This window comes from Deltaproteobacteria bacterium (genome assembly GCA_022340465.1).
In the GTDB taxonomy this organism is placed as follows: Bacteria; Desulfobacterota; Desulfobacteria; order Desulfobacterales; family B30-G6; genus JAJDNW01.
Map to the genome: position 1 here is coordinate 89,282 of JAJDNW010000020.1, position 20,923 is coordinate 110,204.

Here is a 20,923-nt window from a genome sequence, read left to right on the forward strand (position 1 = left end):
GCGCAAGACAATCTCAAAGCATCATGCGTTGAACGGTCTGCCCCTTGGGTCCTGCACCCTCAGCCCTGAGCCGTATACCGTGAGACGCGAAACGTGAGGCGCTAGGCGTCTGACTTCTGACTCGATCAAGTCCTGATCTAAGGTTGTCACTTTTTCAAAGTAAAGAATCCTGGCCCAGAGGGCCAGGTTTTAAAAACTGGAATAAATTTACTGCATGATCTGCCTCAACACATATGGCAGAATGCCGCCGTGCTCGAAGTAGGCCACATCCACGGCGGTGTCCAACCTGGCCGTCACCTCGAAAACCACCTCGCTTGAATCGTCCCTGGCTGCTCGAACCGTGAGCGTCTTTCTGGGCGTCATGTTTTCCATGCCTTCTATTGTATAGGATTCGGAACCGGTAAGCCCCAAAGACTCACAGCTGTCGTCACCCCTGAAAATCAACGGCAAAACCCCCATGCCGACCAAATTGCTCCGATGAATTCGTTCAAACGATCGTGCAATCACGGCGCGGACGCCGAGCAGACTGGTTCCCTTGGCGGCCCAGTCTCTCGAGGAGCCTGTACCGTATTCGCTGCCCCCCAAAACCACCAGCGCTTTGCCTTCCCGGATATACTGCATGGCGGCATCGAAGACGAACATCTCTTCGCCTGTGGGGAACTTGCGGGTAAAACTGCCCTCTCTGGGTTGCACGAGACTGTTTTTAATGCGGATGTTTCCGAAGGTCCCGCGCATCATCACCTCATGGTTCCCCCTGCGGCTGCCGTATGAATTGAAATTTTCAGGCTTCACTCCCTGGGCGGTGAGATACGTTCCCGCGGGATATTCCTCCGGAATCGCACCGGCGGGTGAAATGTGGTCCGTGGTTACCGAATCTCCCAGGAGCAGGAGCGCCCGCCCCCGATCCAGCCCGCCGGGTTTCTCCATCGCCAGTCCGAAATTTTCGAAATAGGGGGGGCGTTTGATATACGTCGACCGCTCGTTCCACTGAAAAGTGGTGTCTTCTCCAACGGTGAGGTCCTCCCAGAAGTGGTCGCCCTTGAAAATCTCGGCGTACACCTGGCGGAAGCTCTCCGGATCCATATTGGCGGTTACCATTTTCTCGATTTCGGCAACGTCGGGCCAGATATCTTTCAAAAGCACCGCTTCACCCTCAGCCGTCACGCCGACGGGCTCCGTTTCCAGATCAATGTCCACACGGCCGGCTAGTGCGTATGCGATGACGAGCATGGGGGATGCCAGGAAGTTGGCTTTGACGAGTTGATGGATCCGGGCCTCGAAGTTCCGGTTCCCGGACAGCACGGCGGCCACTGTCAGATTCTCCCTGGATATGGCATCGCTTATCTCGGGCGCCAGCGGTCCGCTGTTGCCGATACAGGTGGTGCACCCGAAGGCGGCCAGATGAAAGCCGAGTTTTTCCAGATAGCGCATCAAACCCGACGATTCAAGGTAGTCGGGCACCACCCTGGATCCCGGAGCAAGGGAGGTCTTCACGTAGGCCGGCACCTTCAACCCCTTTTCCACCGCATTTTTGGCGAGCATTCCGGCACCGATCATCACAAAAGGGTTGGAGGTGTTCGTGCAGGAAGTAATGGCGGCGATCACCACGCTGCCGTTGCCGATTTCCTCTTCCCCGCCTTCCAGTTTTACGGTGACATCCTTGACGCACAAGCCATCCGGAGCTGCAGTTGCGCCATCGGCGGCACCGGCACAGATCGTTTGAAAGCGCGCCTTCAAGGCGCCGACCGTAATTCTGTCCTGCGGCCTTGCGGGGCCGGCAACCGACGGTTCGATGGAGGCGAGGTCGATATCCACGATGTCGCTGTAATCGGGATCGCGTTCGCCCTCATAGAAGAGGCCGGTCTCCCGGGCATAGCGTTCCACGATCCCGGCCTGCCCGGACCGATTGGTCATTTTCAGGTAGCTGATGGTATTTTCATCGATGGGGAAAAAAGCCATGGTTGCACCGAACTCGGGGGACATGTTGGCGATGGTTGCCCTGTCGGTCAGCGTCAGGCTCTGCATCCCTTCGCCGAAGAATTCCACGAACTTTTCCACCACCCGTTTCTTTCTCAATATTTCCGTAACCGTCAGAACCAGGTCCGTGGCGGTTACCCCCGGCCGCAAGGATCCGGTCATGCGAACCCCGACGACCTCGGGGATGGACATGTAGTAGGGTTGCCCCAGCATGACCGCCTCCGCTTCGATACCACCGACCCCCCAGCCCATGATTCCCAAACTGTTGATCATGGTGGTGTGGCTGTCGGTTCCCACCAGTGTGTCAGGATAGGCGATCCATCCGTCCGGCAACTTTTCGGTCATGACAACCCGGCCGAGGTACTCGAGGTTTACCTGGTGGCAGATACCTGAATTGGGGGGCACCACCTTGAAATTGTCGAAGCTTTTCTGGGCCCATTTCAACAGTTCGTAGCGTTCCCGGTTGCGCTCATATTCCATGGCGACATTTTTTCCCAGAGCGTCCGGACTGCCGTAGTAGTCCACCTGGATGGAGTGATCGACAATCAGTTCCACGGGCACCAGGGGATTGATCTTTCCCGGGTCGCCGCCAAGCTCGCGGACGGCATCCCGCATGGCGGCAAGGTCCACAACCGCCGGAACTCCCGTAAAATCCTGCATCAACACCCTGCCCGGGTGATACGGAATCTCCACCGGCTCCGGGTAATGCCGCCGCCAACCGGCAATATGTTTAAGGTCATCCTCGCCGACGATGCTGCCGTCCATCTTTCTCAGAAGGTTTTCCACCAGAACCCTTATGGAATACGGCAGCCGCTGAATGTCGGCGATTCCGTTTTTCTCAAGTAAGGATATGTCGACAATGTTGTATTTTTTTCCGTCCACTTCTATCGTGCGTACATACGACTCAGATTTCATGATGATTCTCCATCTCCTCGATGCAACCGGTTTTCTACCGTGCCTTGCCCTCGGCGCCACCATAGGCAAACTTGGGCTGGGCCGCAATCAACCGGCGGGTGTACGCATGCTGCGGGGCGCGGATGATCTCTTCGGTTTTGCCGGTCTCCACGATTTCGCCTTGATGGATCACCGCGATTCTGTCGCATAAATAGCGCGCGGCAGCAAGATTGTGCGTGATGAATAAAAAAGTGACGCCATGGCGTTCCCGGATATCCAAAAGCAAACGGAACAACTGGATAGCGATGGTTGCATCCAGCATGGAAGCGGGTTCGTCGGCAACCACGAATTCGGGTTTCAACACCATGGCACGGGCGATGGCCACGCGCTGCCGCTGCCCGCCGCTGAGCTGATGAGGATAACGGTACAAATAATCGGTGCCCGGGGACATGCCCACCACTTCCAGGGATTTCATCACCTTGTCCCGCCGGTCCCTCCTCGATCCCTTGCCGTGTATGGCCAGCGGTTCCGCAATCGTGTCGAGAATCGAAAGGTGAGGGTTGAGCGACTGGTAAGGGTCCTGGAAAATCATCTGCACCTTCATGCGGAATGCCTTCAAACCCGCCCCCTTAAGGTGCCCAACCTCATCGTCTCCCAGGCGGATGCTCCCCTTATCGGGATTTTCCAGCTTGACCACCAAACGCCCCATGGTGGTCTTGCCGCTGCCGCTTTGTCCGACAAGGCCGAAGATTTCCCCCCTGCCTATTTCCAGGGAGACATCGTTTAAAGCGATCACCCGTTGCCCGGAATCACCGAAGAGACCTGTGCTCGCTTTGTATGTCTTCGATATGCCGTTCAACCGCATGATCGTCTTGCTCTCAATTGCCGCCATCTTCTCCGTCCTCTTGTTTTTCAAGGTTGGCGCTAAGAAGTCAAGCTACAAAGGGCCCTGTGGGTCGGTGTCGCCTGCCGGTATTCGGGCGCACGGTTTTCACACATCGCCGATGCATGCGGGCACATTTTATAAAACCGGCACCCGGTCGGCGCTGCAATCAGGTCGGGCGTTCTCCCTATCATTTCCAGCGGTGCCGGCCGGTCACCCTCCAGCGTCAGGTAGGAAGTAAGCAAAAGACGCGTGTAGGGGTGAATGGGGGTGTTGAACACCTCCTCCCGGGAACCGAACTCCACAATCTGCCCGGCATACATCACGGCGATATCATGGCAGACATTGGCCACAACGGCGATATCGTGAGAAATGAAGATCACGCTGATGTTCATTCTGTCCTGAATGGACCGGATCTCCTGCAGGATCTGATCCTGTACGATGACGTCCAAAGCGGTTGTGGGTTCGTCCGCTATGACCAGTTTGGGGTTGCATGCCAGGGCCATGGCAATAACGGCCCGTTGTTTCATGCCGCCGCTGAACTGATGCGGATAAGCCCTCATGCGCTCCCTGGGCATCTCCACGAGGTCGAAGAGTGCCTCGACGCGTCCCTGCAACGCCTCCTTCGATATGCCGGGTTCGTGGGTGGCGATAGCCTCTCGCAGCTGCGCATCGACACGGTGAACGGGGTTCAGTGCGTTCATGGCCGCCTGAAAGATCATGGCGATTTCATTCCAGCGAACCTCGCGAATGCCTTTATCCGACAGTTGAACGAGGTCTTGGCCACCGTACAGGATCCTGCCCCGCGTCACCCGGCCGTTTTCGGGAAGAAGGCGCATCAGCGCCATGCCCAGGGTCGTCTTTCCACAGCCCGACTCACCGACGAAGCCGAGCGAGCGGCCCTCTTCGAGCTCAAACGAAATGTCGTCGACGGCTTTCAGCACCCCTTTTTTGGTTTGATAGCTGACACATAAATTTTCGACCGATATCAACGTCATATTATTCCGAAAACTCCTCTTTCCTCAACCGCGGATCAAGGACTTCGTCCATGGCCCTTCCCAACATGTAAAAAGAAAGGGTTATCAAGGAGATGCAGATCCCCGGCGGCAAAAGCCAGTAAGGTGCCTGAAACATGTGACCCGTTTTCCAAACCCACTGCAGCATCATCCCCCAACTCACCTGGCTGGGGTCGCCGAATCCCAGGAATGCCAGCGCCGCCTCAACAAGAATGGCGGAAGTCACTCGAAACGTCATGTAAAGAAATGACAGGGGCAGAACATTGGGCATAATGTGCCGGAATATGATCCTGATGTGCGACGCACCCGCCACCTTGGCCGCTTCGATGAACGGCCGCTCTTTGAGGGTCAGTGTTTGCGCCCTGATAACGCGGGAAACCCCCGGCCAGCGCAACAGGGCGATCAAAAGCACGATCAGCCATATGTTAAGCTGCCCGAACAGTGCCGCCAGGAGCAGCAGGATCAACAGGGACGGCATGACCATGATCATATCCGCCAGCCGCATGAGCAGCATATCCACGAATCCGCCCATATATCCGGCAAGCATGCCGACGATCGTTCCCAGCACGATGCTGATGAAGGCTGCCGAAAGGCCGACCATGAAGGCTATTTTGGCGCCCTCCAACAATTGTGTGAATATGTCCCGCCCGATGAAGTCCGTACCCAGCCAGTGGCGCCAGCCCGGTCCGGTAGCGTGCGAGATCAGCGGATCCACACCGGTCATGGGATCATACATCGGGCCGAAAAGCGGTGTAAAAAAGCTGGCCACGGCCATAAGCGCGAAAAGAACCAGCAGCGTCAACCCGATCTTTCCCAGAAGATTTTCCCTGAAAATAGCCCACCCCTTGGCCAACCTGTCAAACAAATGAACTCTTTCCGATAGGTTACTCATTTGGTTTTCTCACTAAACGAAGTTTAATTACCTAAAAAATGCGCCGCACTTTTTAGTAACGGATCCGCGGATCCAGATACGCATAAAGCACGTCGACAATCAGGTTAGCCGTCAACACGACCGCGGCTATCAATAAAAAACAGGCCTGGGCCAGAGGGTAATCATTGTTGCTTACGGCAAACACCAGCTCCTTGCCGATACCCGGCCAGGTAAAAACGGTTTCGGTCAAGGCACCGCCGTTAATGGAAAACGCCAGGCTCAAGCCGACGCTGGTTATAACGGGAAGCGCCGCGTTCCTGGCTGCATGGTGGTTTCTCACCGCCTTTTCCGTCAGCCCTTTTGCGCGGGCCGTGACGATGTAGTCCTCCTTGAGCGTTCCCAGCATGCTGCTGCGCATGAGCAGCAGATAGGATCCGGTCTGAATCACGAAAAGGGTCATTAACGGGAGCAGCATGTGGTGGATCACATCCAACCCCTTTACCAGAAAATTGGAATTTCCCCTGACCCACACTTCGGGTGAGATAATACCGTTCAGCGGAAACCACCCGACCTTGTATCCCAGGATCCACACCAGCATCAATGCGAACCAGGGAACAAACAGCGTATGGCAGACAAGCGCACCGAGCGTCATCCAGGTGTCACTTTTCCTGCCCTTGTGCCAGGCGGCAATCTTACCTAAAAACACACCGGCCAGCGCTGCCAGGATAGTGGAGGTGGTGAAGAGAAGAATGGTGTTGGGCAGGCGCTTCCAGATGATATCGAGCACGGGTTCACCGTAGTGAAACGAAATGCCGAAATTGCCGCCGAAGAAATTTTTCAGATAGTACAGATACTGTGTCCATATGGGTTGATCCAATCCCAACTGAGAAATGACGTGCTGCACGTCTTCGGGCGTCCACATGGGGTCCACCATGCGTGCAACGGGATCACCGGGCGCGATCCGAAACAGCACGAACAGAACCGTCAGTATCACGAAGAATATGACGCCAATTTCCACCAGCCTCCTGAGTATGAATTTTCTGAGCTCCATATTTTCTGCCTCTGTATATATATGCGGAAGCCCTACTTCTTTGAGCCTGTCCGTTCCACACGGCCATTGAACATCGTGACACCGAGCAGAAAATATAACGTTCCTGCCCCGTTTTTATTTTCAAATGGCAAATCGTATGACACGTGAATTGACCCTCGGTCTACTTAGCCTGAACCAGAAAACCATGTATTGCAGGGATCTATCAGTAGTTTTAATCCCGGTTGCCGGAGGACAACCCGCGACACGCATCAGCCATCAATGGGTTTGACGCAACAGAACGACCAGATGTTGCCGATCCCCTCGACCATCTCCACCCATCCGGAAAAACGATCCGTGCGGGCCGCCTCCAGCACGTTGGGGTTGTACAGCGGTATATAGGGAACGTCCTCCATTAGTATCCGCTGCATTTCCCATATGGTTTCACGGCGTTTGTATCGATCCATCTGTCCGCGCTGCTTGTTCCTGAGTGCGTCGAATGTCTTGTTCCGGTAGCCGCTCATGTTCCAGCCGCGCTCCTTGTCCTGCTTCGAATAGAAAAACGTCCCCACGTAATCAGGATCCAGATTGAGTTTTCCATACCCCAGGATAAAAGCGTCGAAATCCCGTTTGCCCTTCACCTGCTCCAGAAGGGCGCTGAAGGCCATGGGGCGGGCATAGACCATTATGCCCAGATCACGCATCCACTCCTGAATCATCAACCCGGCAAAGGCCCGCCGGGGGTCATAGTCGGCCGGAGGCGTCAGGATCGTGATCCGCTGCATGGGGGTTCCGTTCGGTAAGCGCAATTCTTCACCCCTGGTTACCCTGCCCTGACTGTCAACCGGCGGAACCTCCCAACTGTATCCCCTGGCCTTCAAAAGTTCATAAGCCAGTTTGACACGCCGATCATGGTCCAGCCCCTCGCCGTAGCGTACAACCCGGGGATTGTGATAAAACGCGTTTCCCGGCGGCACCACCGAATTCAACACGGTGCCGTACCCTTGCAGAATCCGTGAAATGATAAACTCCTTGTCGATGATCGTGGCGATGGCCCTCCTCAAAACGACATCGTCAAAGGGCGGTTTGCGGACATTGAACCCCATGTAATAAAGAGCGCTTTTCTGATTGTGAAATACGCGGATGTGAGGCTCAAGCGTCAGATTCTCGATGTAGCCGGGTTGGATCCCCCACCAGAACATGTCGATGTTGCCCTTTTTGAGAGCCAGGATGGCCACGTCCGAAGTCCCGTAGAACTCGAACAGAATACTGTCGATAAAGGGCCCCAGCAAATGCCCGCCGATCTCCTGGCCGCTGCCGAAGAAGTAGGGATTTCTCACCATGTGCAGGTAGGCACCCGCTTTATATTCCTTGACCACGAAGGGGCCGGTTCCCATGGGGTGTTCGATCCGAAAGCTCTGCAGCGTTCTAAGCGGCTTCTCGGCCTTTTGGGCCGCCTCGGTCAGTGCTTTCCACTCCCTGCTAGAAACGATCGGTGCAATCAGCGCCCTGGATAAAAAGGTGGCCGAAGGCTTTTTCAAATAAAAAATCACCGTGTGTGCATCCGGTGTCTCAATCTTTTTTATCGCCTTCCATCTGCTGGCATAACCCGGAATGTTAAAATCGGTGATGATCCTGCCGGTGAACACCACATCGTCGGCGGTGAAATCCGATCCATCAGCCCATTTTGCTTTTCTCAGCCCGATCCTGTAGGAGATGTTTTCCTCATCATACACCGGTGCTTCGACCGCCAACCATGGTATCAGTTCCAGGGTCTTCGGGTCGCGGATATACAACGCCTGGTAGATCTGGGTCAAAATCTTGCGTGAATTCGCATCGCTTGCCAGCCAGATGTTGAGCGTTCTGGGCTCCTCGGGCAAACCGATGCGCAGCATGCGCTCCGGTGTGTCACCCCGACAGGCAACAAACAGGGTCAAAACCAGCGTAAACAGCATCCAGGCCGGCCATCTGCCGGCGGCACTCTTTTTATTTTCTGTACGGTCTTGTGTTCTCATGCTTCAGTTCTGCCACTTTCCGTTCGATAAAATCGATGACATCCGCTTCGAGTTTGACCCCATCGAGACGGTTGATTCTCGGTATGCCGCCCGGGCTCACGCAGTTTATCTCCACCAGTTTATCTCCGATCAGATCGATTCCCACAAAATAAAGGCCGTCGCAAATGAGCTTGTCCTTGATGGCCGCGCATATCTCACGCTGCTTCCGGTCGACCCGATGTTTGTGTACGGTTCCACCGGCATGGACGTTGGTGCGGAAATCCCCCTCTCTGGGCGTTCTGCGGTATGCGCCCATTATCTCGCCGTTCAGCAGCAAGATGCGGACATCGCCGTGGGATTTTACGACATGGATGTATTCCTGTACCATGATTTGTTCACGTTCGGGGTACCTTTTGTAGTCCTTGACATAGTAGCCGATCAGGGAATTGAGGTTTTCCTGGTCGCGGTTGCTTACCTTGATGACCCCTTCTCCGCCAAACCGCTGCAACGGTTTGATCACCATGGCACCGCCGAAATCGTCGATTATCTTCTTTAGCCGCAAGGGGTCCCTGGAGACATGGGTTTCGGGAATGATACCCGGAAAATTGAGGATGTAGAGTTTGCTGTTGCCCAATATCTGGCCGCCGGTGCTGTTGATCATGAATACATTGCCGTTCACGGGCGCCAGCAATTCCATGACCTGGTAGTTCAAGGGCGGGTTTTTCCTTAAAAACAAGGCGTCCAGATCCGTCAGGATCTCGAAAATGAGGTCGTCTTTTTGCAGGCATTGAATCAGGCACTTCCAGTAGTCGACAATGCCCAGATCCGGCGGCACGGTGATGTTCCACATTCTTGCCACCACCCGGTTGTCCCTGATGTACACATCGTGGGGCTCGAGAAAATAGACCGTATGCCCCCGTTGATTGCATTCGTACATCAAGTAACTGGTGGTTTCCCATTGTGGATCAATCGTTTCCAGATTGTCCATCATAAAGGCGATTTCCATGCGATCCTCGGTTTGTGAGAATAATTCGCGCAGCATACCTTTCTTCAAACAAAAATGCAAACAGATACAAAATTCAACTATTGAAGATTCCCCGTCGCAAGCTGCGGGGAATGCGCTCGCTTTCTTCGGTTCAAGTCGTGATAAATGATCTTTAATCTTTCACAGTTTACCCGGGATGGGACCCCTGCTTTATTTTTTCATGCAGGGTGCGGATGCGGCTGCTCAACACTTTGCAGATCGTCAATGCTATCTGGGGATACTCCCTGACGATTTCGTTGAATTCCTGTTTGTGCAGGACCAGCAATCGGGACTCACTTTCCGTACGGATGGTGGCCGAGCGGGGGACGTCCTCGAAGAGTGCCATTTCCCCGAAATAGTCCCCCTCCCGGATACGATCCACTTCAATTTCGTTTCCCCCGGCATCGCCGATGTGAACGGACACCTCCCCGCTGATGATCAGGTACATGGTTTCTCCCATGTCCCCTCTTTTGATGACGATCTCACCGGGTTCATATTGCACCTCCTCCGTCACCGATCCGACGGCCGCCAGTTCCGATACGGTGAGCCCCTCGAACATTTCAATTTTCTTCAACAGCAGTATCTTGTCGGTAATGACAACCTCTTTGGCCATGTCACGCTCCTTTGCACGTTCCAGCAGCCCGGCGTTGATCAACACCTTGCGGGCGGCCTTCTTCAGGGAATCTTCCGCGGTCGCTTCGAGAGTCATCAAGGCGTCCCGGTCCGTCTCTTCCAACCGCTCCGGGGCAATCAGATTCAGATAGAGGTGGAGCGACAACCATTCATTCCGCTCTTCCAGCCACTCCAGATAGCTTTGCTTGCCCTCACCGAACGCGGGAAGTTTGAAGTGCCGCCTCCCGACAGCCAGTTTCTCCGAGAAAGACGCCCCCCCTAAAAGCGGCAGCAGAATCTTCGACAGGGACCGGTCCAGAAGATCGTCCAACGCTTCCATGCTGTTGGCTCTCTGCATGCCGTCCGCAGAATAAATTCCCCGTCCGACGATCTTCATCTGTCCGGTTTTGTCCTGCAAGGCCAGCACCCGCAACACATTTTCGATTTCCAGTCTGCTTTTCTGCTCCAGGTGATCCACCAGGAGGCTGCGGGCTTCGGAATCGGGATACCTTTTGACATACGCCACCGCCACGAGATAGGCATAGCATGCATTCAGTTGCGTCCGTGCAAAACGATAGGCTTCGATATCGCCGATATTCAGCGTTTCCAAAAGGTCGAAAACACCTTCGCGGATCTTGCGCCGCGGTATGTTGAGCGACTCGATCAGCAACTGGCCGTTCTGGTACTCGGCCGCTTTGATCTTTTCCCTGGCCAGGCGGTGCAGTGTTTCGGAAGCGTCGCCCATCATGGCTATCGCCACCCTCAGCGTGTCATCATCTTCGATGTTGAACGCTTCCAGGGCGGACCGGCGCACCTGTTGATCGTCGTGACCGAGAAAGGGCTTGACGAGTCCGTTGATACCGGGTGCGTCGAGCTGATGCAGGCTCTGGATCACCCGGTGGGCCATGAAGTGGTTTTCTTCCTCCGCCAGAATCTCCTTCAGTTGTTCAACAAAGCGGGCATCTTTCGAGGCCCCGGCGGCAATGACACCCGCCAGCCGGTCGTCCCGGGAAGAGGCCTGCAGCCACGTGTCGATGATATTGCAGTACTTTTCCGGCTCCCGGCGGCAGAGGCCCGCGGCTGCAAGGGCTCTGACCTCGGGAGCCTCCGCTTGCGCATACGCCTCGCGATTGAGCTGCCAAGACAACGCCAGGTCCAGCCGGTTGGCCGCCGTAATGATGGCGGCCATCAGGGCCGGCTTGCGATAGTCGACCAGTTTGGGAAAAACCTCGGCCGCCTCCGCCTCCGGTGCCGAAGAAAGCAGGGCGAGAAGTCCTATGCGGGTCTGGTCGTCCTGTTCCTGCAACATGTTCAGAATGTTGGCGTCCAGTTCTTCGACCGCCAGCGACTTCATCAGGCCCGCATACCACAGGCACTCTTTCCCACGCGTCGCGCGGAAAGTCTCCATCAGCTGTTCGCGAATCTTCCTGTCCCGGAAAAGCTCGTCCATATCCCGCTTTTCCATGGATTTCAGGTCCAGCATCCCCTTGGAAATCAGATTCAGCAATATCCTGGAATAGTTGCGCTTTAGAATGTAGGGGGTGATGGCCATGGCCACCACAACGGGCAGGGCCACCAGCGAGAGGTAGCGGGGGTGAAACAGCTGGTTGAAAACGACCATGAGGCCCGCCCCGGTAAGTGTCCCGGCCTTGATGGCATAGCCCCTTAAAAACGGCATCATCACGGCCCGCTGGTCGGACGGCAGCAGCCCCGTGAGGACCGCCCGGGCCGGGAGGTGAATGGTGGATTTCAGCACATTGGTGGACAAACGGGCATAACCCGCTGCAAACTTGTTAAACCGCAAAAGCAGCCCTACAAAGGCCAGAATGTAGTTCACCGGATGAATCATCAAGGCCGTGGGCAGACCCCAGCGGCCGTAGAATCTGCCCACGAACAGCAGGATCACCAGGCTGATCGCGCTCATGGTGCCCCTGAAATAGCTCAAGAATGCCAGTTTACCCGGCTCCAGGTTGAAACTTTCGTCGACAACCACATTGAACTGAAAGTTCATGATCGGCAGGACCACATTGGGAAGCAGAAACAGCAGGATCAGGATCTTGATCAGCAGCGATCCCCTGATCATCGGCCTCACCCGTTTGAACTGGTCCAGGAAACCGGGCTTTTTTTTCTTTCCGCCGCCCCTTTTTTCCTTCACCAGCAGTGTGGGAAAATTTTTTCCGATCTGTCCCAGCACCACGGCCCCGGCAAGCATGATCAGAGTATAGATCAAAAGCAGGTTGTCCAGATCGATGGTTCGCGCCATGTAGGGCGTGCCGAAGCTCAAAATGATCTGGCTCACGATGGCACCGGCGGAAATCAGCGGGAAAAGCCTTTTGGACTGGCGGACGTTGAAAAGGTCGTTGGTCAGATTCAGATACAGCAGGCTGATCACCGACTCGAATTGCGTCTTCAACACATACAGCACCGGGTAGATCAGAGGGAATCCCATGGGAATCAGCAACCGGAGGATGCCGATGGCCGTGCCGCAGAAAATGAAAATAATGGCTAGCAGGCGGGTGCCGGGCATGCGGGCGATGAACCCGGACAGGAAACTGATGATGCCCACCGCCAGAATCGCGTTGAGGAACATGATGATGGGCATCTTCTGTACGTCGTACCGTGACAGAAAGGTCGTGTCGGCGTAGTTGCTCAGGATGATGAAGCCGCCCACCAGCAGGAAGCGCAGCACCAGGGTCCAGAAAAACAGCCCGGTTTCATCCGCATAGATGTTCAGCCAGCTGCGCAGGGTTTTCAGCATTCAAGTCATCCTGTTTGATGAATTCCGGCTACGATTCCGTTTGTTAAAGCGCTTCCCTGGCCACTCTGAACCCGATGATCTTGATCCGGTTGGACGGGTGTGAATAGGCCCGGTTGGCGGAACGCAGGTCATACCATTTCGAAGCCCAGCCACCGCCGCGGCGCACCCGATGGTTGCCCTCGGATGGGCCCGTGGGGTCCTTGACGGGTTCCAGATCGTAATCGCCATACCAGTCCTGGCACCATTCCCAGACGTTGCCTTGCATGTCGTAAAGCCCCCAGGCATTGGGGGCAAAGGTCTTGACCGGGGCCGGTTTTCCGGCGTCAAGCTTCAGCGTATGCAGGTACTGCAGGCAGGCCCCCGACCCCTTTTTGTTCCCGTACATGGCTTTGTCGCACTCGATCTTGTCCCCCCACGAAAAAGGCGTCTGCGTACCCGCCCGGCAGGCGTATTCCCACTCCGCCTCCGTGGGCAGCCGGTACACCCCTTCGCCCCTCGCGTTGAGTTTCTCGATAAATTTCTGGCAGTCATTCCACGAAACGCGGGTAACCGGCATGTTGCCGGCGCCCCGTCGCCACCCAATCAGCGGCTTGCCCATGATGCTTTCCCACTGATCGACGGTCACTTCCGTGGACTGCATGTATATCGGCTTGGTCAGCGTGACGGTATGCTGTTCCTCTCCGCCGTGTCTGTCCCGCCCGGCTTCGTTTTCCGGGCTGCCCATGACAAACGTGCCTGCCGGAATAAGGACAAAGGTCATACCGATGGTGTTGCGATAGGTTTTTTCAAGGGCCAGGCTGGGTTGCGGACCCGCCAGCGCCGTCAGCAAAACCAGAAGGACAAGATAAAAAGGTGTGTGTCTGACTGTGCTGTTCGTGTGCATGACATCCCCCTTCACAGTTGCCGCCTCTTGTTGTGGTTAATTGAATATTATCACATATTACCGCTAAATAAAATTGAATTTACCCCTGTTTTCCATCCGCGGACAAGCCCTCGCCGGCCGGGGCACGGTTGCGATTCGAACGGGAAACTGATTGACACGCCGTTGCCCTTCCTCTATTTTTCCCGCCAGGAAAATGAAACGAGAAAGCGGTTGCCCAAAAAACATTCCGAATAGCGTCCATCGTAATCGAGTTTCAATCGGAACAGACTTATGGAAATCGATATCATCCGGATTCGTTCCCCTTTTTCTCATGACAGCGCCCTTTAGCCAAGATGAAACTGAAAATCCTGCCGACATGGCAACCCTGACGAGGCTGGCGCAGGCCGGCGCTTCTGAATGCCGGCTGATCCGCCGCGGTGATTTTCCGTCCGATATGGAGATGTCGCCTACCCCCTGCCGGTGGTTTCCCGACATTCAATCCCTGGGCCTCATGTGGGAAGGGGCGCTTCCCACTGCCCGGCAATTGACACAAATCACCGGCATTGAAGGCCTGAAATCGATTTTTTGGGAGGCCGGTTCCGGCCGGGCGGATGCCATGCAGCAGGTGTTGTGGCAGGCCTCTCGAAACGGGGTGTGGAACCACCTTGTGTTTTCGGCGCAAAACAGACGCGCGGATGACGCTCTTTTGGGGTTTGCCCTGAACAATCCCAATATCGTCAACTCCTACAGTTTTTGCGCTGACCGGATCGTCACCACCATCCCCGGGGTGGAAGAGCGCCTGGCATCCCTCCAAAAATACGCGCGGGTGAAGCCGCTGCCGGGAAAGCCGCTTTGGAAAACGTTGGGCACGCCAGAATTATTGCTACAATTCTTGAACCGATTCGGTCATCGGCAGGTTCGGAACTGGATGCTGATGAAAAAAGACAACCGGGTTCACCGCATCGGTCGGTCCATTGTCTATTGTTATCGTCGGCCGCACGAACTCCCCGAAGGCTTCATGGAAGAAATCTGCAAAATGGTGGGGGCCGGTGGCTCTGTTGCCATGCAGCAGGTCAGATACAACCTCGAAAGAGCCTTTCTGATCGCCTATGCCATGGAATTCAACTGCATCGTCGGCAATTCCAGCCTGAAGCACCCCCGACCGGCGTACATAACGAGGCTGAACCGGCAAACCGGACTCGATTTCACTGGCTACCTCGAGAGGGGATACACCTCCGTAAGGCCTGAATACAGGGGGGCGGCGATCGGAACGCGGCTGCTTGAAGGACTGACCAAACGCACCGGTGGGAAAAAACTCTACTCGATCATTGCCGAAGACAACGTCGCCACCCAGAAAATAGCGACCCGCAACCGGACGCGTAAGATAGCCACCTTTTTCAGTGAAAAAGCAGGCAAGGAAGTGGGGGTTTGGGTCCCCGAGTAAACGATTCTGCGCTCATTCCAGGGGGAATGCGCACAGAATCTTTTTTGTGACGCGGCTGCGCCGCTGTTATTACGGGCAGATTTGATGTACAGTGAGGGGGTTCCCGCGGGGTTGTCCCCGGGGTTTTCTGTTAATTGCCGGCAAACTGAACGCTTCGCCGCTATCAGAATTATTTACTTTGTGTTCTTTAGTGTCTTTGTGGTTGAAAAATGCAAATTGGCATCATCACCGTACGCGACGGCAGCTACCACCCCAACGGCCGGCTCATGGAGGCGGCGGCCGCACGCGGCCACCGGGCGGAGCTGATCCACCCCTACAGGCTGTGGCCCTGGATAGACAGCCGGGGGCTGGGATGCCAGGGAGAGCCGGATCCCCAATCCCTGGATGTGGTCCTGCCGCGCCAGGGAGCCACCATCGGCGATTCCAGCCTGGCGCTCCTCCACCACCTCGGCTGCATGGGACTACCCCTGGTCAATGATGCCGATGCCGTCCGCCTGTCCCGCAGTCAAATTTTAACCCTGCAGGCACTGGCGACCAGGAAGCTGCCGGTGCCGGAAACCCTGTTCGTCAACTCGCCGGCCGGCTTCGACAGGGCCGTCGTTCTGCTGGGCGGCTATCCCGTGGTGGTCAAACAGGTCAGCGGCCGCCAGGGTACCGGGATCCGCCTGGTGGAAGATAGCGCACGGGCGCAGGCGGTGATCGCAAACGAACTCGATCGGCGCGCCGGAATCCTGGTGCAGCGCTTTATCCCCCCCGCCAACCGCCGTGACATACGGGTAATGGTGGTGGCCGGAAGAATCGCGGGCGCCATGGAGATGAAACCCCGGCAGGGAGACTTCCGGGCCAACTTCCATCTTACCGGTGAAAGCCGTGCCGTCCGGCTTGCCCGGGGGCATGAAAAGCTGGCCCTGGAGGCGACCGGCGCCACCGGTCTGGACATCGCCGGCGTGGACATGATCGTAGACGGCCACGGCCGGAGCTATATCGTCGAAGTCAACTATTCGCCGGGATTCAAAGGGCTGGAAAAAGCCACCGGACTGGACATCGCCGGCTGCATGATCGATTGTGCGGCAGCCAAGTCCGGCGCCCGGGAGGCGGGTAAAATTAAAAAAACAAACACCAAACACTAAACACAATAAAATGCGCATCGAAAACCTCAGAATGGAAAACGCCGCCGGCCTCGTGCGTGCCGCCGCTACGGTCAGATGGGAAACCTGCCGGGAGCCGGACAAGAACATTTACATCGAAACAGAGGAAACCTTTGCGGAAAGCTTTTCCTGCAATCCGCATGCCTTTCTGGTGGGATGCATCATCCCGGCCATGCACTTCGGGGAGAAACGCCTGAAAATCGATGCGGCCGTCTGCCCCTACCTGAAGGAAGGCCTGGACCTGGTGATGGCCTTGATGCATGAATGGTCGCACGGAGCCTACCTTCCCCTGTCCCTGGAAACCGGCACCGCTTCGCTGGCTCCTTTTCAGAATATCAAACGCCAGGCCGGGCTATTCCTGTCCGGCGGGTTCGACTCCCTGGCCGCCCTGAGGCTCAACCGCCTGGCCTATCCCTCAGATCACCCCGGTTCGATCAAGGATTGCTACCTGGTACACGGCTTCGACATCGGCGGCGTCGTCGAACGCGGTATGAAATACCACGTGTTTGAGCGTGCCAAAGCGGCCCTTGCGGATGTGGCCGAGGATGCCAGTGTCAATTTGATTCCGGTGTATACCAACATACGCCACCTGTGCGATGAAAGGGATCTGTGGCTGAATTATTTCTTCGGTGCCGTGCTGGCCGCCGTGGGGCATGCCTTCGTCCCGCGCAACGACCTCATCTACATCGGGTCCTCTTACGATCTTCCCAACATACACCCCTGCGGGTCGCACCCCCTGCTGGATCCGGAATTCTCAAGCTACGATCTCAGGATCAGGCACCGGGACCTGCATCTCTCGAGGGTGGAAAAGCTGAAAATCGTAGCCGACTGGGAGGTGGCCTTTCAAAATTTCCGGGTCTGTCTGGCAAATGTCAAAGACCGCCTCAACTGCGGCAAATGTGAAAAATGCGTGCGCACCATGGCGGGCTTGGTTGCCATCGGCAAGCTGCAGGATACCGGGGCCTTTGTCGAGGACGACCTGGACCCGGACCTTTTGGCCAGCTTCAACATCCGCATTCGGGTGCGGGAGCCTTTTTACCGGGAACTTTTGCCGCTGCTTGAAAAACGCGGCCGTGGCGATCTGGTGCAAACGATCAAAAGCATGTTATGCAATGACCAGGTGGACTGAACGCATTTAGGCCTTGGATATGGGGCCTCGATAAGGTATATGCACTACACCAAGAATCATAAACGCTACCATTGGACCGAGCCTGAAAACATCGGTGAATGGGCCCGACGGGTGATCGCCGTCCGCCCCCTGGTGTTATTTCTCTGCATTTTTGCCCTGTTCATGTCGGAAATGCGTTTCGACTGGGTAGAACGAGTCGTGGGCTCCTTTCTGGTGTCCACGAACCGACAGCGACCGGAATCCGGCACCATCTGGGAAACCGGACGGCAGACACGCACGGCCAGAAAAACGCTCGAACAAATCGTGTCCGACCGGCGGACCTCTCAGGAGGAAACCAGGCAGGCCCAAAGCTTCAATGACATCGCCGCCACCATCCAGCCCGACCAGTGGGTCATGATCCCCCCCGAACGCTTTCGCCGGCTCTATCTCCAACTGGCTCCGGTCGCGGCCGAAAAAATCATACCGTCGCTGGATCTTTTGATGCTCATCAATGAAAACAACTGGGAGCGGACCTATTTTGAAAAAGAGGGCGACGGGCTTACGATTTACCTTCTCGACACGGAGAACCGGGTTCTGAGGCAGCTGGCTATACCGCCCCAATTGCTTCACGCTATGGGTGAAAGCCAGGTCGAATTCGACGAATCGCTTGACAGCCTGCCCCAGTTCTCGAATCGGATATACCCGGCCGCCACTTTTTTTAACGCCCTCAACAGCCTCAAGAGCGATCTGCGCCGGGAGGCCATACCACAACCCGACCGGCTGCTGCGTTCCTCCGGGAAAATTGTCAGGGTGGGCATATCCCGTCGGCCCACGTTCGGCTATGTCGAACTGGGATTTGAAATAGAGGATGCCGAACGGCATGCCGTTGTTCTGATGAACGGTAATGAGAGAGCTGTCCGGCAGTTGCAGTCCAGGCTGGAAAAAAGAACCATGGGGCAGCACAACAACGAAGCCCGGTAATGAAACGTGAAAGGTGAGACGTAAAACGTGAAGGGTGAGACGTGAGCCGTAAGGTGCAAGGGGTCTTCAGAGCTCCGGACACCCTGCGCCCTGCGCCGTAAACCGTATACCGCAAACCTTATACCCTGTACCGTGAAACGTGAAACGAGCAGCACGCCTAACGTCTTACGTCCAACGGTTTTTTGAACACATACCGAACACCGAACATCTATGACCAAAACGACCAAAATACTGCGAATCCTGACGACGCTTTTTTATCTGTCCGCTTTCACCGCCGGCATCGGTGCGCTGATCGTCGCCGGCATGTTCTTTTTCATCGTCAAAGACCTGCCCCGCATTCCCGAGCCCCTGAGCCGCATCATAGAGACCGAGCCCACCGAAATATTTGCGGCCACGGGGGAAAGAATCATGCTGATGGGCGGGCGCGAGGCCATCCCCTTGAACCGCGTTTCCCCGGACTTTATCAGGGCCATCCTGGCAACCGAGGATCACCGGTTTCCGGAGCACCACGGGGTCGACAAGCTCCGCACCCTCAAGGCCATGGCGATCACTCTGTTCGTACCGGGAAAGGTCCAGGGAGCTTCGACCATTACCCAGCAACTGGCTAAAAACCTGTTTTTCAGTTTCAAACGTTCTTACATGCGCAAGCTCCAGGAGTTGATGGTGGCTCTGCAAATAGAAGCCCGATACAGCAAAGACGACATCCTGGAAGCCTATGTCAATCAGATTCCCTTCGGCGTGGGGGCATACGGCATCGAGAATGCCGCCCAGACCTTTTTCGGGAAATCGGCATCCGACCTCAACCTGGAGGAGTCCGCACTTTTGGCAGGCATCCCTAAATCGCCCACGCGTTATAACCCGTATCACCACTTCGAACGCGCAAAAAAACGGCAGCGGGTGGTGCTTTCGAGGATGGTCGCCGTTAAATTTATTTCCCAACAGGATGCCGACCGCGCCTTCCGGGCCGACCTCCGACTCCGCCAGCGCCCTGCCAGGGCACGAACCGGAAGCTACTTTCTGGACACGGTGATCAAGCGGCTGGAAAAAACCTACGGACCGGAAGTCGTATTTCACGGGGGGCTTAAAGTCACAACCACGCTGGACCCCCAGATGCAGACGTGGGCCGCTCAATCCGTCCGGGATGGCCTGGAAAAGCTTGACGGCGCCATGGGTTTTGACGACGATTTTGAAGCAGTCGACCTGACGACCGAACAGCGTCCCCAGGGTGCACTGGTGGCGATACAGACCAATTCCGGTGCCGTCAAGGCACTGGTGGGCGGAAGGAACTACTCTCAGTCGGAATTCAATCGCGCCGTTCAAAACAACCGCCTTCCGGGTTCGGGATTCAAGCCGTTTCTCTACTACACCGCTTTTGAAAAGCTCGATTTGAATCCCGCCAGCGTATTCATAGACCGGCCGGTGAAAATTGCGCCGGCGGGCGCTCCTGTCTGGGTCCCCAAAAACTTCTCACGCGACTTTCAAGGGCCAATGATATTGAAGCAGGCCTTTTTGGATTCGGTCAACACCATCGCCGCCCAACTGGTGGAAAAGACCGGCCCGGAGGATGTCATCGCGACCGCCAGACGGTTCGGTATTAAAAGCCACCTCTCACCGGTTTACTCGGTGGCCCTGGGGACATCGGGTGTCAGCCCGCTGGAGATGGCGGCGGCTTATGCAACCCTCGCCACGGGCGGTGTCCGCCACGACCCGTTTTTTATCTGGCGGGTGGAGGACCCTTTTGGACAGGTATTGGAAGAAAAAATAGTGAGCGGTGAAAGATCGCTGGATCCATCCATCGCGTACCAGGTGGTGGACATGATGCGCGGTGTTGTGGATGACGGCACCGGCTCGGTGGTTCGGCGCCTGGGTTTTAAAATGCCGGCGGCAGGAAAAACAGGTACGACAAACCGTTACAAAGACGCCTGGTTTACCGGATTCACCCCCACGCTTTGTACTTCCGTGTGGGTGGGGTTCGACAGAAACATCGGATTGCGGGACAGCCGTAATATAGGCATTACCGGTGGACGGGGGGCGGCCCCCATATGGACCGAATTTATGAAGCTGTCCCTGGCCGACGAGCCGTCCCGGGAATTCAACATCCCCCGGGGCATCCACTTTGAAAGCGTCGACCCGATTACCGGGAAAAAAGCCGGCTACTACACCGAGAAGCCCGTGCGGGTTGCTTTGAGGAAGGGGCAAACCCTCGAAGGGGACCCCTTCGATCTTAATACACATTAAATTCTTTTTAATGATCTTTATCTTTTCCGGTTTATCCGGACTGGGGTTTATGTTTTAGGTTTTAAGTCGCAAAAGGCACAGCGCAG

Annotated in this window: 14 protein-coding genes; 5 read left to right on the forward strand and 9 right to left on the reverse strand. The window is 55.9% G+C overall.

The window, feature by feature from the left end:
• Positions 1–207: 207 nt before the first annotated feature.
• The 9 genes from acnA to LJE94_03495 form a co-directional block, all read right to left on the reverse strand.
• Positions 208–2,892 carry an aconitate hydratase AcnA gene (gene acnA / locus LJE94_03455; protein ID MCG6909165.1) on the reverse strand — a complete coding sequence of 895 codons (2,685 nt, stop codon included), beginning with the start codon at positions 2,890–2,892 and terminating at the stop codon, positions 208–210.
• Positions 2,893–2,926: 34 nt separating this feature from the next.
• Positions 2,927–3,763: an ATP-binding cassette domain-containing protein gene (locus tag LJE94_03460; protein MCG6909166.1), complete on the reverse strand. Its 837-nt coding sequence runs from the start codon at positions 3,761–3,763 to the stop codon at positions 2,927–2,929.
• A gap of 32 nt (positions 3,764–3,795) precedes the next feature.
• On the reverse strand, positions 3,796–4,752 hold the full coding sequence (locus tag LJE94_03465) for an ABC transporter ATP-binding protein (GenBank protein MCG6909167.1): 957 nt from the start codon (positions 4,750–4,752) through the stop codon (positions 3,796–3,798).
• Position 4,753: 1 nt separating this feature from the next.
• Positions 4,754–5,635 carry an ABC transporter permease gene (locus LJE94_03470; protein MCG6909168.1) on the reverse strand — a complete coding sequence of 294 codons (882 nt, stop codon included), beginning with the start codon at positions 5,633–5,635 and terminating at the stop codon, positions 4,754–4,756.
• A 79-nt stretch (positions 5,636–5,714) separates the two neighbouring features.
• Positions 5,715–6,692: an ABC transporter permease gene (locus LJE94_03475; GenBank protein ID MCG6909169.1), complete on the reverse strand. Its 978-nt coding sequence runs from the start codon at positions 6,690–6,692 to the stop codon at positions 5,715–5,717.
• Between the two features lie 248 nt (positions 6,693–6,940).
• The gene (locus tag LJE94_03480; GenBank protein ID MCG6909170.1) at positions 6,941–8,683 is read right to left on the reverse strand and encodes an ABC transporter substrate-binding protein; all 1,743 of its coding nucleotides are present in this window, start codon (positions 8,681–8,683) and stop codon (positions 6,941–6,943) included.
• Positions 8,655–9,668 carry a glutathione synthase gene (locus tag LJE94_03485; protein MCG6909171.1) on the reverse strand — a complete coding sequence of 338 codons (1,014 nt, stop codon included), beginning with the start codon at positions 9,666–9,668 and terminating at the stop codon, positions 8,655–8,657. Before LJE94_03485 ends, LJE94_03480 begins: the two co-directional genes overlap by 29 nt.
• A 166-nt stretch (positions 9,669–9,834) precedes the next feature.
• Complete coding sequence (locus LJE94_03490) at positions 9,835–13,056, reverse strand: cyclic nucleotide-binding domain-containing protein (protein MCG6909172.1); 3,222 nt, start codon at positions 13,054–13,056, stop codon at positions 9,835–9,837.
• A gap of 43 nt (positions 13,057–13,099) precedes the next feature.
• Positions 13,100–13,939: a formylglycine-generating enzyme family protein gene (locus tag LJE94_03495; GenBank protein ID MCG6909173.1), complete on the reverse strand. Its 840-nt coding sequence runs from the start codon at positions 13,937–13,939 to the stop codon at positions 13,100–13,102.
• A 355-nt stretch (positions 13,940–14,294) separates the two neighbouring features.
• On the opposite strand from LJE94_03495, the gene LJE94_03500 reads away from it, so the two are divergent.
• The 5 genes from LJE94_03500 to LJE94_03520 all read left to right on the forward strand — a co-directional run bounded on the left by LJE94_03500 (position 14,295) and on the right by LJE94_03520 (position 20,837).
• A complete protein-coding gene (locus LJE94_03500; GenBank protein ID MCG6909174.1) occupies positions 14,295–15,362 on the forward strand; it encodes a hypothetical protein in 1,068 nt (355 codons plus the stop codon).
• A gap of 209 nt (positions 15,363–15,571) precedes the next feature.
• Positions 15,572–16,492 carry a RimK family alpha-L-glutamate ligase gene (locus tag LJE94_03505; GenBank protein ID MCG6909175.1) on the forward strand — a complete coding sequence of 307 codons (921 nt, stop codon included), beginning with the start codon at positions 15,572–15,574 and terminating at the stop codon, positions 16,490–16,492.
• 10 nt (positions 16,493–16,502) lie between these two features.
• Positions 16,503–17,639, forward strand: a complete 1,137-nt coding sequence (locus LJE94_03510; GenBank protein ID MCG6909176.1) for a hypothetical protein — start codon at positions 16,503–16,505, stop codon at positions 17,637–17,639.
• A gap of 39 nt (positions 17,640–17,678) precedes the next feature.
• Complete coding sequence (locus LJE94_03515; protein ID MCG6909177.1) at positions 17,679–18,599, forward strand: hypothetical protein; 921 nt, start codon at positions 17,679–17,681, stop codon at positions 18,597–18,599.
• A gap of 210 nt (positions 18,600–18,809) precedes the next feature.
• Positions 18,810–20,837: a PBP1A family penicillin-binding protein gene (locus LJE94_03520; protein ID MCG6909178.1), complete on the forward strand. Its 2,028-nt coding sequence runs from the start codon at positions 18,810–18,812 to the stop codon at positions 20,835–20,837.
• The last annotated feature ends 86 nt before the right edge of the window (positions 20,838–20,923 follow it).